General features: G+C 40.1%; 11 protein-coding genes. 5 read left to right on the forward strand and 6 right to left on the reverse strand.

What is annotated here, in order from left to right; translation table 11 throughout:
• The first annotated feature begins 132 nt into the window (after nt 1–132).
• Nucleotides 133–1,380, forward strand: coding sequence for an MFS transporter (locus tag FTU95_RS00120; RefSeq protein WP_100534449.1), 1,248 nt, complete (start codon nt 133–135; stop codon nt 1,378–1,380).
• Nucleotides 1,381–1,406: 26 nt separating this feature from the next.
• Here FTU95_RS00120 and FTU95_RS00125 read toward each other — a convergent pair whose 3' ends face one another.
• Together FTU95_RS00125 and otsB are read right to left on the reverse strand one after the other, a co-directional pair.
• Complete coding sequence (locus FTU95_RS00125) at nt 1,407–2,840, reverse strand: trehalose-6-phosphate synthase (protein ID WP_005096146.1); 1,434 nt, start codon at nt 2,838–2,840, stop codon at nt 1,407–1,409.
• Nucleotides 2,797–3,678 carry a trehalose-phosphatase gene (gene otsB, locus FTU95_RS00130; protein WP_100357582.1) on the reverse strand — a complete coding sequence of 294 codons (882 nt, stop codon included), beginning with the start codon at nt 3,676–3,678 and terminating at the stop codon, nt 2,797–2,799. Before otsB ends, FTU95_RS00125 begins: the two co-directional genes overlap by 44 nt.
• A 1,152-nt stretch (nt 3,679–4,830) precedes the next feature.
• Here otsB and FTU95_RS00135 point away from each other — a divergent pair.
• The 4 genes from FTU95_RS00135 (at nt 4,831) to FTU95_RS00150 (ending at nt 9,225) form a co-directional block, all read left to right on the forward strand.
• Complete coding sequence (locus tag FTU95_RS00135) at nt 4,831–5,067, forward strand: hypothetical protein (protein ID WP_171255728.1); 237 nt, start codon at nt 4,831–4,833, stop codon at nt 5,065–5,067.
• Nucleotides 5,068–5,440: 373 nt separating this feature from the next.
• Nucleotides 5,441–6,634 carry a peptide antibiotic transporter SbmA gene (gene sbmA, locus FTU95_RS00140; protein WP_180077126.1) on the forward strand — a complete coding sequence of 398 codons (1,194 nt, stop codon included), beginning with the start codon at nt 5,441–5,443 and terminating at the stop codon, nt 6,632–6,634.
• A 682-nt stretch (nt 6,635–7,316) separates the two neighbouring features.
• Nucleotides 7,317–8,273 (forward strand): hypothetical protein, encoded by a 957-nt coding sequence (locus tag FTU95_RS00145; protein ID WP_180077128.1) that lies wholly within the window; start codon nt 7,317–7,319, stop codon nt 8,271–8,273.
• A gap of 463 nt (nt 8,274–8,736) precedes the next feature.
• Entirely contained in the window at nt 8,737–9,225 is a 489-nt protein-coding gene (locus FTU95_RS00150; protein WP_005172120.1) for a hypothetical protein, read from the forward strand.
• A 207-nt stretch (nt 9,226–9,432) separates the two neighbouring features.
• On the opposite strand, the gene FTU95_RS00155 is transcribed toward FTU95_RS00150, so the two are convergent.
• From FTU95_RS00155 to gatA, 4 genes are all read right to left on the reverse strand, one after another.
• Entirely contained in the window at nt 9,433–10,038 is a 606-nt protein-coding gene (locus tag FTU95_RS00155; RefSeq protein WP_180077130.1) for a hypothetical protein, read from the reverse strand.
• A gap of 276 nt (nt 10,039–10,314) precedes the next feature.
• Nucleotides 10,315–11,307, reverse strand: a complete 993-nt coding sequence (locus FTU95_RS00160) for a hypothetical protein (protein WP_180077132.1) — start codon at nt 11,305–11,307, stop codon at nt 10,315–10,317.
• 63 nt (nt 11,308–11,370) lie between these two features.
• The gene (gene gatB, locus FTU95_RS00165) at nt 11,371–12,852 is read right to left on the reverse strand and encodes an Asp-tRNA(Asn)/Glu-tRNA(Gln) amidotransferase subunit GatB (protein ID WP_180077133.1); all 1,482 of its coding nucleotides are present in this window, start codon (nt 12,850–12,852) and stop codon (nt 11,371–11,373) included.
• Nucleotides 12,852–14,330, reverse strand: coding sequence for an Asp-tRNA(Asn)/Glu-tRNA(Gln) amidotransferase subunit GatA (gene gatA / locus FTU95_RS00170; RefSeq protein ID WP_180077135.1), 1,479 nt, complete (start codon nt 14,328–14,330; stop codon nt 12,852–12,854). The genes gatB and gatA overlap by 1 nt, the downstream gene beginning before the upstream one ends.
• Nucleotides 14,331–14,356: the final 26 nt, after the last annotated feature.

The following is a 14,356-nucleotide window of genomic DNA, read 5'->3' on the forward strand; positions in this document are numbered from 1 at the left end:
CATTTAAAATTATTCTGTTTATAATTCACGCAAATTAAGCCCCACCTACTTATACATTTCAGCTATAAGTCAGTGGGGTTTTTCTATGGATGATCGGTAATGGATGCCTGAGCCTTCTTTTTAGGTAATACAATGTTTAATCAAACTCTGCTTTCTCGAATTCAGTCTCCATCACCCCATCTATGGCAGAAAATAGCGACTGCATTGTGCTTCTTTAGCTTGGGTTTTAGTACCGCAGCTTGGGCACCTTTAATTCCCTATGCACAGCAGCGCCTGTTACTCAATCATGCAGACTTTGGTCTGTTATTACTCTGTGCCGGAATTGGATCCATGCTGGCGATGCCACTGGCAGGCCGACTCGCCAATACATTAGGTTGCCGTGCTGTTCTGGCTGTGGTGTTAACAGCATTTTTGTTTATCTTGCCTGCTTTGGCGTATAGCCCGAATCATTTGATGATGGCGATCAGCCTGTTTTTCTTTGGGGCCAGTGCTGGTGCTTTGGGGGTGACAGTCAATATTCAGGCCGCACAGGTTGAGAAAAAACTTGCTAAAAGTTTAATGTCGGGTTTCCATGGCGTATGTAGCCTCGGTGGTCTGGCCGGTGTGCTGGGAATGACCACGTTAATGGGATTCGGTCTAGCGCCTTTAACTGGCGCAGTTATTGTCAGTGCGATTTTGCTATTGATTGCAATATTGGCTATTCCTTTTAGCTTGGGGATTGAGCCAAAAACAGTGCTAGAGGAAACCTCCTCATCAGAACAGTCAGCGACAAAAGCAGCACCCACCTGGGCGATTCTAGGCATCGGTTTGATCTGTTTTGTGGCGTTCCTGTCCGAAGGCGCAGCGATGGACTGGAGCGGGATTTATCTTGCCAGCCAGTTCAATTTGCCAGCGGCTCAAACTGGTTTGGCTTATAGCTTCTTTGCGGCCTTGATGGTATTGGGTCGTTTCAGCGGACATCTCATTATTCAACAGTTTGGTGAAAAAAATACCATTCTACTGAGTGCAATTTTGGCTGCAACCGGTTTATTGACTGTGGTCTTTGCACCAGTCTGGCAAGTAGTGTTGCTGGGCTATGCCATTCTCGGTCTGGGCAGTGCTAATATTGTACCGTTAATGTTTTCACGTGCAGGCCGTCAAAAAACCTTGGCTTCACATGTGGCATTATCCTATGTATCGGTATTTGCATACACAGGTTCACTGATCGGACCGGCATTGGTCGGTTTCGGCAGTGAAATTATTGGCTTGAGTCTGGTGTTTAGTGTGATTGCGATAGGTCTATTCAGTATTGTGATTTTGAATCATCTGACTGCAGATCCAAAAGATGCACAAGCAGCCGAAGAGCTTATTTCTCCTTTGCAAAACGAAACACCAGCATAATGCTGGTGTTTTTTTCAGGTGTGTATTTAAGCATGCACACTGAACTGGGTGGAAATTCCGCTAGCCACTGGACGATAGATTCGTACACTCTGTGATTTTTTTAAGTCAGTAATAAACTGATCTCGCCAGCGAATAATATCGAAGTTTTTCAAGCCTTGGCTTAAATAACGATAACGTTCTAAACGCTCCGATTTAGACATGCGCAGCGCTTTTTTCAAGGCTTTGGACATACTGTCATGCTCATAAGGATCGACCAGTAAGGCTTCTTTCATTTGTTCAGCAGCACCGGCATATTTAGACAGAATCAAAACACCCGGATCGAGTGGATTCTGCGCCGCAATATATTCTTTCGCCACCAGATTCATACCATCCCGGATCGAATTTACCCAGCAAATATCTGCCTTACGATACAGTTGCATTAAGGCTTCATGACCTAAGGTTTCATAACTGCAATCGAAAGGTTGCCAGTCTGCTGTACCATGCTGGGTATTGAGTTCCTGCACGGCAGACTGGAATTGCTCATACAGGTTTTTATAGGTTTTGACATCCAGTCGGCATGGGCAGGCAATTTGCAGTTGCTGAAACTGATGTTTAAATTCGGGCTGATCTTCCAGCAAGCTTTGCAAGGATCCGATTTTCTCCAGTAAACCCTTACTATAATCAATCCGGTCGACCGAAATAATACGTTTATAAGGACGGACTGTCTCGAGATCAAAAGGCAATTTGCTAAGCTGGCTATCAGCCGCCTGATTTTGCAGTTGAACTGGATGCACGCCAATTGGATAGCATTTCACATAAATCCGTCTTGACTGATAATTCAGGATTTCATCATGACGATGCTTGATTTTTAAGGTCTGTTCCAGAAACTGGATACAGTTTTTCTGATCGCGTGGGGTTTGAAATCCGAGTACATCAAAATGAGCCAGATGATGCGCCAGATCCTGATAGGCTGGTAAAGTCTGCCAGAGTTTCAGTTCAGGAAAAGGAATATGCAGGAAGAAACCAATACGGTTACGCATACCCAGTTTCCGACAGTAATGCGCCACACTTAAAAAATGGTAATCATGAATCCAGATGATGTCATGGGGAGAGGCGACCTGTTTCAGATGCTTGGCAAAGCGTAAATTGACATCTTTATAGGTTTTGAAATCCTGTGGCTGATAATCCACAAGTTGATGCTGATCATGCATCAGCGGCCATAAGGCATTATTGGCAAAACCACAATAAAACCCCTGATATTGGGGCTCAGTCAAAGGACTCGTATGATATTCAACATTCTGATGTTTGAGGATTTGAAACTTCTGCTCTTTGCCATGATCGACTCTGGAACCATTCCAGCCGACCCAAATGCCGCCAATATCCTGCAAAGCATCCTGCAATGCCACCGCTAATCCACCTGCCTGTGTATTGTCTGGGTTAGGTAGATTCACACGATTTGATAACACAATGAGTTTTGACATGTGATTTCTCCAATAATTGTTGTTGTTGTGCTTTAAATAATGCTAAAAGCTCCGTTAAAAAAGCTTGTACTTGTGTTACGTTTTCGAGCCGATGTTGTGCTACGGTGTTGCCCGTGCCGACTTTAATGGAGCAGCCTTTTAAGCTATTAATCACCTGAAAGCCAGCTTCATCGGTCAGGTCATCACCGATAAAAATAGGGTAATGATCACTTAAATGAGCTTGCTGGTGAATGTGTTGAATGGCTGAACCTTTGTTTGCACCTTTGGGTACCAGCTCAAATACAAACTTCCCGGCCTTCAGTTCAAATGCTTGAAAGTGGGTCAGACAATCCAATGCAAATGTATGCACCAGATCTTCTAAATGTGGATGTTCACGAAAATGCAGTGCGACCGAATAGTCTTTCTTTTCTATTCGAATCTGAGCAAGCTGAGCGCTATGTTCAGTAATATAATTTTTTAATAATTCAAATTGCTCAGAATTTAAATCAATTAAATGACTTAAACGCGATTGATAGTTTAATTCCAGACCATGTGAGCCGGCAATATTCCAGTCAAAGGGATAAATAAGTTTTTGAGCTTGTGCAATAGAACGACCAGTGATTAATACCAACTCAATATATTGTTGTAGCTCTTTCAAGGTATTTAAGGTTTCATCTTTAATTATATTTTTTGTTGGATCAGGATGGAATTCGGAAATAGTTCCATCAATATCAAGAAATAAAATAAGCTTATGAGAATAAATAACTGGATTGAGTTGAGTTAAAATCACTTGAGCTAATAGAGGAGAAGGCACTATAAGTGAATCTTCTGCATCTTGACCAGAGTGTTGAGCGGACATAAACTCTACCTAAGTATTTGAAATAAAATTAATTTAAAGTTTAAAACTGCCTGATTAATTTTTAATCTAATAAATATATAGCATATTTCATTTAACAGACTGGATTTAAGTGCAGAAAAGAAACATTTTTAACAAGTACAGTTACTTTGTAAAATTTGGAAATATTTTTCATGTAAAAGATATTATTCTTAATAAATTTTAAAGATAATGCTCTGACTGTTTTTTATTAATTTATTTTTATTTAGGATTATTTTTTATTTAAGCCATAATATTCAATGTGATTGCTTGAGTTGTTTAAAATTTTAATCGCTATAATTTAGTATTTTATTTTTAAAATTTGATTTATTTTAAATGTAGATAATATAAGTTGATTTTATTTAAAATGAATTTTTTGGATGAAAATAATTAACCCTATTCTTGGAGTGAAAAAATAGAAGACAAGCTGTTGAAAATTATTATTTTTTAAATATATAAAAGGTCATGAAGATATGGGGGCTATTAGAGTGTTACAGGATAAGAACTTATTGCTCTATAATTTTCTTTAGATCGGATATAAAAATTTGACGATGTTTAAGGATTTTTTAAATTAGTTTTACAGATTTAAATTTTTCTCATTATTAGATTTTTAATTTTATCATTTGGTATAAAAAGTCACTCATATAGACTGAGGTTTTTTTAATTTACTGGTCATAAATAGCTAGAATATTCAGGTTTCAAAATCAAGACGTTGAGCTTAGATGAAGTTAAGCTAAAGAAAAGGTGTGTAAGGAAAGAAGATCCTTTAAGTACTGGAACTTACATAAAAAGGGAAAAACGGGTGAAAATTATTTAGTCCAGGCCAAAAAATAGGTGGATTTTCAACTATAAAGTTGTTTTTTGTACGAATCATATCCCGCTTAGACTGCTAAGGACTTCTCAGAAAAGAAGAGAAATGAATTTTAAGAAGGGAATAAAATAACGATAACTTACATTCAAAAGGAAGCTTAGTTGAGGGCCGTATCATATCAATTCAGCAGCTGGCACAGATACAACCCGTCTGTTCAAAATGGAGAAAGTGCTTAGAGCTCTCTCCACAGCTCATTTTCATCTTTTAAAGGAATTGTGAAGTTAAAGTCATCATCATTACTGACCAAAAGACTGGTGGGAGTCTGCATGACCACTTTCAAAACAGTGCCTGCCTCAAAAATAATCGGGGTGCAATTTTCCTTTTCTAAGGTCAATGGTTTAAGTAATTCAATTACCGAACTTTCCATAGTTTTATTCCAAAATAAGATTACTTTTCGAGAGTTAAATCATAGCATGATTTTTGAAAATTTAACTATTTCTGCGAAAAATGAGAACTGGGTCAATGATTTGTTCACTTCAGTAGTAGCAAAACCTTTTATCTAAACATCTATAAAACCATTATTGAGTATTTGATTTTATTCTATTTATAGAACCTTAAGAAGCTATATTCGTTTGTAATAAAACAGATAGGCCGTACTGATGTACAGGATTTAAAAATACATAAGGCAAAAACTTGATGATTCATGTGCCTGATTGCCTCTGGAGCTTTAGATAGGCTGATCAAGAATAAAAAGACTCATTAAGAGAAAAATACGTTTTGAAAATCTATAAAAATAAATTTTATAAGGGACTATGCATCGCTATGTTATTTTTAAACTAAATTGAAAATTAATGCTTTATAACAGTAAAAGTCTAAAATAAGAATAAACTAGGCGTCATTTGGATGACCAAGAGATAGAAGGAGAACTAGGTCAGCATGTTCAAGTCATTTTTCCCGCAACCCGTCTGGTTTTTTAGCAGCCTGATTTTGTGGTTTATCCTTAATCTTGTGCTTTGGCATACTGGCGGATCAGGATGGGGAGTCTATTTGGGTTTCCCTGAAGGCTATTCTGAGGAAAGTCTCGCTATCGGTATCAGTCGTTTCTGGTCAGCCAAGTTTCTCTGGTTCTACCTTTGGTTTTTTCTTGCCACTGCCATATTTGCTCTATTCTGGACGTGGAAAGCACAACATCCATGGCAGCGTTGGTCAGTCTGGGGCTCGGCTTTTATCCTGTTTAATATCTGGTTTGGGGTACAGGTCAATGTCGTTTTAAATGAATGGTATAGCCCATTTTATGACCAGATCCAGAAAATGCTAGGCAGCGGTGGCGGAGATGTTTCACTTCTCTATCAAGAAGCTTTAACCTTTATTTATATCGCCATGATTTACGTCACTTTGGCCGTATTGAATATGTTTTTCGTCAGCCATTATGTGTTCCGCTGGCGTACCGCGATGAATAACTATTACACGGCACATTGGGAACAATTGCGTCATATTGAAGGCGCATCCCAGCGTATTCAGGAAGATACCATGCGCTTTGCCAAAACCACGGAACAGCTGAGTGTTTCCCTGATTGAAGCATTGATGTTATTGATGGCGTTTCTGCCTATCCTGTACCAGCTTTCAAGTCATGTAAAGGTTCTGCCAATTGTGGGAGAAATACCGCATGCTTTAATGTGGGCTTCTATTGGATGGGCCGTATTGGGTACCGTCATTTTGATGGTGGTCGGGATGAAACTGCCAGGACTGGAGTTTAATAACCAGAAAGTCGAGGCTGCTTACCGTAAAGAACTGGTGTACGGAGAGGATCATGCTGATCGGGCTCATCCGCTGACACTGCAAGAACTGTTTAGCCGGGTACGCTGGAATTATTTCCGTCTGTATTTTCACTATGCCTATTTCAACCTAGTCCGGATCTGGTACTTACAGTTAGACAATATCTATGGATTATTTATCCTGTTTCCGAGTATTGCAGTAGGAACGATCACCCTGGGTTTGATGATGCAAATCCTGAATGTATTTGGAAAAGTACGTGAGTCCTTCCAATATCTGATTTTATCGTGGCCGACCATTATTGAGCTGATGTCGATCTATAAACGTTTAAAAGCATTTGAATCCCATCTGGATTAATTTTTTCTAAGTTACCCATTAGATTGTAAAAGCCAAATGATTTTATCTTTGGCTTTTTATATCTAAATCGACGTTAATATCTAATCGAAAAGCTTGATCTGACCGTTGGTTAGATCAGATCAAATAGGAGCAAAATATCCCAATATAGGGGTATTCAGGTCTGGTTTTCCTGATTAGAATCTTAATGACCAGCGAAGATGGAGTTTAATTTCCAGCGGTTTAACGTATAAAAATAAGAAGTGTACGTTGAGGAAATTATTCTGATGCTGATCTTGTTCAGACAATGCTATAGAGGGTAAAAAGTAATTTTTTACACATGATAATAAAGATCTGTACCGTTATCCTGAATAAGCTGCCGAAGAAAGATTGCTATCTTTCTTCGGCTTTTTATGTGGTGTTCTATTTATTTCTGATTCAATCCCGCTGTTATTTATCCTTTAACTACGCGCCAGAAGGATGCTTATCTCAATTTTTATAGGCTGAGGCTTGGCATAATGTATAGGGTTGTGAATGATGTGCCTCCTTTTTATCTTTTAAATTTGATACTTATCAATATCTTGTGTTTGTTGTTTGCTGATATTTAGGCTATGTTATACGGGAATCTGGGGTTGAGATATTTGCTGTGAAGCTAAACGTAATAATTCTAATAATAGGGGCAATAGGCTTGGCGGGATGTAATAGCGTGAGTCGGCTGAAATCAGGGGTTTTACATCCTTTTGCCAGTCCGGAAGAGCTAATCGCCAAGCGGGCTTTGAATCAACGTGATGGCAGTGCAAAAGATTATATTTATCTTTGGGGGCAAGCACAGAAAAATAACAGCACTCAGGCCATGTATCCGCGTTCGATCCTGACGCAATATTGTCATGAACAAGGCGGTAAATTTTCCCTATTGTATAGAAGTAATTTTAATGCCGTGGCAGATCCTGCCCAACGTAAACGCCTGAGTACAAACCGAGGTGTGATACAGGGCAGCGGCGCCTATCAGTGTCGTATGGATGGCCTGGCTGAAAGCTGGATCGTCTCGATCGAGCCGGTTTCTGAACGACAGGTCGATAAAACCAGCCAGAACCGTAGCGTTCGATTGCTGACCAAGTTGATGGGTGCGACTGAGGCAAGAAACTTTTACCTTGCTGCAAATAAGAACACTGTTGCTACCCAGAAAAAGACCGCTGCATCGATAAAAACGCCTGTAACGAAGAGCACGAATGAACTTAAAGAATCAGCGCGTAAAGAGCAGGAAAGGAAAGAATTAGAGAGAAAGGAATTAGAAAGAAAAGAGCTAGATAAAAAACAGATCGCGACGACGGTAGTCCCCGTGAGAGCTTCAGTGGTAGAAACACCCCAACAGCAGCAGATGAAGCTCTATGTGGCAGCACGCCGTGATATTAATAGTGGCAAGAACCTGAATAATGCCTGCAATAATGCGCAGCGTGCCTACAATTATGGCAAATTGCAGGGGACTGAGGGAACTCGGGTTTATACCGAATCTGGTATGCTGGTTGCTCGCTGTTTGAACGGGATTCCGGCCTATGCCAACCGTTTCCCGAATGCTAAAGCTCAGGCCAAGCGTGTGCTACAGAATCTGTCTAACAACTATAATCATAGTGGTGCGAAGAATATGTTGAGACAGATCAAATAAGCACTGAATTAAACGCATTTAATCCAGAATCCGTATGATGATTTTGATTCACCAGAAGATGGGATAAAAAATCAGTTCAATCAGGTCGGATATAGAGGATGAGATCCGACTGCGTTTGCTGGGCAAGTCGCGCGATTCGAACATCCATCTTCGAAAAACAGGATGGATCAATAACAATACGGTCAAGCTAAAGAACACAACCAGTCTCCAAGGAAGGATGCTGTTGAAGGTGTTTGCAGTCATCATGATTATTTTTTTGTTTGAATTTGAATAATAACGCTAAGTTTACTCGATCAATATCACCATCTAATGAATAGCATGATGGGATGAAATTTTTCATCTGAATTAATTTTAAATCCAGTTCATGTTTTACAGAGTTCTATCAGTATATTTCCTTTTTACATGATACAAAGAAGCTATTTTCAGCGCCAAAATGCTGATGTCATATTAAAAGGAAGTGGTGATGGGTTTAAAAAGTTCTTCTCGTATTCGTTCATTTTTTCTAGGTGCAGCATTGTTGGGAGCAGCACAGGTTACGATGGCGGGCCCAACGGTCGATCAGCTGAGTGACTGTTTGATGAAGTCCACTACAGCCACTGATAAAACTACGGTGTTGCAATGGACATTTGTGGCATTGGGCAATCATCCCGATTTAAAGGCTTTTAGTAATGTGACTGCGACTCAAAAGGAAGCATTAGACAAGAATCTGGCGACGGTGTTGCAGCGCATTTTAGTGGAGCAATGTTCAGCACAGACCAAAGCCGTGATTCAGGCTGAAGGTTTGCAGGCTGTTGGCGATAGTTTTCAGGCTTTAGGTAAAACCACAGGAGAGGAAATTTTAAAGAATCCTGAAATTAATAATCAGCTCAAAGGTGTGTTGCGTTATATCGATTTAAATCGTGTGGCACAGACTTTTTTGACACCGGATTTGTTGAATAAGTTGGGATTGTAAATTGGTTTTTTTAATCACCTCTCCCTTGAGCACTCAGAATATATTCTGAGGATGCTCATCACTTGCACTTCATTTTAAAAGCCATTTTTACCTCTCCCTAGCCCTCTCCTTTCAGGAGAGGGAACTTCCAATATTAAATTGTTGCTGTTATATGATCAGTAATGATTGCTCCCTATCCCTATGGGAGAGGGCTGGGGTGAGGGCAAACTACAACAAAGCAGGATAAAACCTCTCAAACTCTTTATTCACAGCTTCCCCACGCAACAAATAGCCTTTGGGCTGTATATAGCTATAAATTTCCCGAGCTGGCTGTTCATGCCAACCAATGTTAAAAGCGCAGAGTTTTGGGAAAAATTGTAAATGGCTGTAGTTGAGATTATTGTGAATCCAATAAGCAAGCTGTTGCCAATTGGCTTGGTCTTTTTCATACAGTTCTAAAAACGAGGGAATCACAATACACGCCGTTGCACCATAGCCTTTTGTATCGGGATAGTCCCAGATATGGCTAGCGAAGTTTTTCTCATTACTTGCGCAGTTATGTCCCTTTTCGTTGCCGAGTTGATTCACGCTTGGCGAGCGGTATGCAGAACGAATAGCGATACGCTCGAACTTTGCTTGCAGTGGTTCGAGCAGTTGTTGACAGAGTTCTGTGCCTGTACGGATGGCAATGTCAGGATGGTCGGGGAAGTTGGGTACACCGTACCAATTGGCGATTTCGCTATAGAGGAAATCACGCATAAAGAAGGACTTTGACAGTTGGATGCGCCCTAAGTCTTCGAGTTTGGCGATAGAGGATACTTTTTTGATGGTCATGTTGTTTTGGGTGTGAAGAGTTTGGATTGATTGTATTCTTAAACTTTTGAAAATTAAATAATAACCCTCTCCTTTAAAAAGGAGAGGGAACCACGCGTATTAAATTGAATAAGAGACAAAGTCTCCCTTTTTAAAGGTAAGAAGCGACGCTTCGCAAGGAGAAGGATTAGTAAAATTTGATACATCATAAAATTTATTTTTTGATCTTTTTAAATGAGGATATGATTTTTTGAAATTTATTTTTGTAATAGACATAAGTCATGTGTTTTATAAAATTTATTTTTTGATCTTTTTAAATGAGGATATGATTTTTTGAAATTTATTTTTGTAATAGACATAAGTCATGTGTTTTTTGCTCCCTTTATCAAAAGAAGTATTAATATTTAAAGGATTATAATCATTTTTAAAATGTAGAAATTTTTCTCTCTTTTGATTTAATTTTTCCTGAAAATCAATAATTTGAAAACTTTTTATTGCTAATGCTCTGGATTCTATACCGATATTTAACTCTTGCTCTAACTTTTCTCGATCTAATTTTTCTGCTGATTCTATTTTAAAGTTTTCAATTTGAATCCAAGTGTATTCTTTCTTAATATAAATTGAATGTAATTTGTCTTTTAGATCATAAAAATTAAGAATATAGGCTGTATTTAATGGGACTGTTGTTTCATTAAATTCTAGTCTTTCAGGTTTTAAAAGACGGCTATAAAACCTATAAAACTCATTGTGCGGTTTTAGTTTTTTAACTTTATAAATCCCTTCCGAGGTGTGCAAATGTATTTGGTATTTGTTAGTGAGTTTACTTGAGCGTAAGGAGTAAGCATTTATACCTGATGAATAGAAATAAGCTTCGTTAAATTCTTCGTAATAGTATTCATATCCCTTAATGATAATAGGGTCTTCTTTGGTTGCTTGCTTTAAATGAATATAGGTGTTTGATCCAATTTTTACATATACATCAAATATTATTATTGGCTTATCTTTTCGATTTATTAAAGTTAAATCTATAAATGATGTATCAAAACTATCTTCAGGTTTTCCAAAAAAATGAGTTGTAGATAGATTACCTAATATTGAAAGTCCTTCTTTTCTATGAAAGTTTTCAATTGCAAAAAGACCACCAATTGCACCAAATATATAGGCAATATATTGATACTTTTTTTCAAAAAAATAAATCAGATCAAAATTATACTTTGAAAGTTGATAGATAAAAAAAGAGAAGAAAAAAATACTGATAAACCAAAAAATATATCTTAAAGATTTATACATTGTAATTTTTCCAAAAAATTAAGGGGCTTTGATAGCCCCTTAATTGTATTGAAGATTTATGTGTTAACCAATCAACTTCTTCATCAACTCATTCACTTGCGCAGGGTTGGCTTTACCCTTAGACGCTTTCATCACTTGACCAACCAGACCGTTGAAAGCTTTTTCTTTACCAGATTTGTACTCTTCAACCATCTTCTCGTTGGCGGCAAGCACTTCCTTAATAATTGCTTCAATCGCGCCTGTATCAGTTTCCTGTTTCAAGCCTTTCTCAGCAATAATTTCGTCCGCAGTTTTGCCTTCATTCCACATAAAGCCGAACACTTGTTTCGCGATCTTACCGCTAATGGTGTTATCGACAATACGTGCGATCATGCCGCCAAGTTTTTCCGCAGAAACAGGAGAATCTTGAAGATCTAGGCCTGCTTTGTTGAGCGCCCCTGAGAATTCGCCCATCACCCAGTTTGCAGCAATCTTACCTTGTGCAGCGCCGCCAGCAGCTTTCACGACTTCTTCATAAAACTCTGACATTTCACGAGTAAGCGTTAGAACGTGAGCATCGTACTCAGTCACGCCAAAGTCCGCCACAAAACGCGCACGACGTGCCGCAGGCAGCTCAGGCATGGTGGCTTTGATTGCTTCGATTTGTTCATCCGCAATCATCACAGGCAACAAGTCAGGGTCAGGGAAGTAACGGTAATCGTTGGCTTCTTCTTTTGAACGCATTGAACGCGTTTCCATCTTCACAGGATCGAATAAACGCGTTTCCTGATCAATGGTGCCGTCCCATTCCAGAATTTCCATTTGACGTTCAATTTCAACATTGATCGCTTGTTCAATAAAACGGAATGAGTTCAGGTTTTTCAATTCGCAACGCGTACCGAAGGGTTGACCCGGACGACGTAAAGACACGTTACAGTCACAACGGAACGAACCTTCTGCCATGTTGCCGTCAGAAATGCCTAACCAGCGCACCAGCGTATGAATCGCTTTAATATAAGCAACCGCTTCTTCAACCGAACGCATATCTGGTTCAGAAACAATTTCAAGCAGTGGCGTACCGGCACGGTTCAAGTCGATACCGGACATGCCTTCAAACTGGTCATGAATCGATTTACCTGCATCTTCCTCAAGGTGCGCACGGGTTACGCCAATCCGTTTAACCGTGCCATCTTCAAGCTGGATGTCGATATGACCCAAGCCCACAATCGGATTGTCCATCTGGCTAATCTGGTAGCCTTTTGGTGAATCCGGGTAGAAATAGTTTTTACGTGCAAATACAGAAGCCTGATCGATGTAAGCATCGATGCCCAAACCAAAGCGAATCGCAAGATCAACCACTTCTTTGTTTAATACCGGCAATACGCCCGGCATGGCCAAATCTACAAGGCTGGCTTGGGTGTTTGGATCATTACCGAATACAGTCGATGAACCCGAGAAAATTTTGGTATTGGTGGCAAGCTGAGTGTGAATCTCGATACCAATAACGACTTCCCAACCCTCAATCAGGTTAGATTTTGGTTTAGCCGATTTTTGAGCTTGAGCCATTATGCATTCTCCTCAGCAATTGCCGCGCGTTGTGTATGCCAATCGGTTGCTTGCTGGTACTGATGCACCACAGACAACAATTGCGATTCTGACCAGTAATTCCCAATCAACTGTAAGCCAACTGGCAAGTTGTTCTGGTCAAAACCAACAGGCGCATTAATCGCAGGAAGACCTGCCAGGTTTACCGCAAGCGTATAAATATCGCCCAGGTACATTTCAACCGGAGTCAAATCCGCACCAATTTTATAGGCTGTGGTTGGCGCAGATGGTGCAGCAATCACATCGACAGATTCAAAGGCTTTAAGGAAATCTTGCTGGATCAGGCGGCGTACTTTTTGTGCTTTCACATAATATGCATCGTAGTAACCCGCGGATAACGCATATGTGCCAATCAGGATACGACGTTGCACTTCCGCACCAAAACCTTCTGAACGTGAACGTTTGTACAAGTCCATCAAGTCCACTGGATTTTCACAGCGGTAGCCATAACGCACACCGTCAAAGCGTTGTAAGTTAGAAGATGCTTCAGCAGGTGCGATCAGGTAGTAGGTCGGAACGTAACTTTCGGTCATGTTGAGGTCGATCTCAACTAGCGTAGCGCCCATGTCTTCTAACTTTTTCAATGATTCTTCGACACGTGCTTTAACATCTTCAGCTAGGCCGGCAACATTAAAGTACTGTTTTGGAATACCAATGCGTAAACCTTTGACGGATGTATCATTCAGGTTCGCCACATAGTTATCTACGGTTTGATTCATTGATGTTGAATCTTTGGCATCATGACCGGCCATCACGTTCATCAGGTAGGCACAGTCTTCCGCCGAGCGTGCCATCGGGCCGCCTTGGTCGAGTGATGATGCATAGGCAATCATACCGAAGCGCGACACACGACCATAGGTCGGTTTAAGTCCAGTCAGGCCACAGAATGACGCAGGTTGACGAATAGAGCCACCGGTGTCAGTACCGGTAGCGAAGGGTGCCAGATCCGCTGCAACAGCTGCTGCTGAACCACCTGAAGAACCGCCAGGGACATGGTCTAAATTCCAAGGGTTAGTCGTTGCGCCGTAATATGAGTTTTCAGAGGTCGAACCCATGGCGAATTCGTCCATGTTCAATTTACCCAAAGTCACCAGGCCCGCAGCTTTGCCTTTCGCGACAACGGTGGCGTCGTAAGGAGAGATAAAATTGTCCAGTATTTTAGAACCGGCAGTGGTTTTGATGCCTTGAGTACAGAAAATGTCTTTATGCGCGATTGGTACGCCTGTTAACACATTTGCACCACCTGCCTTACGCAGTGTGTCAGCCGCATCAGCTTCTACCAATGCCAATTCAGGCGTAACGGTTACATATGATTTTACTTGAACATCAATTTTTGCAATACGCTTTAAGTAATGTTCAGTCAATTCGCGAGATGAAAACTGGGCATTTGCCAGACCTTCACTGAGTTCACGAATGGATAAGCGATGTAAATCTGTCATGAGAAATAATTCTTTACGTTTAATTT

Source organism: Acinetobacter sp. YH12208 (genome assembly GCF_013418055.1).
In the GTDB taxonomy this organism is placed as follows: Bacteria; Pseudomonadota; Gammaproteobacteria; order Pseudomonadales; family Moraxellaceae; genus Acinetobacter; species Acinetobacter pseudolwoffii.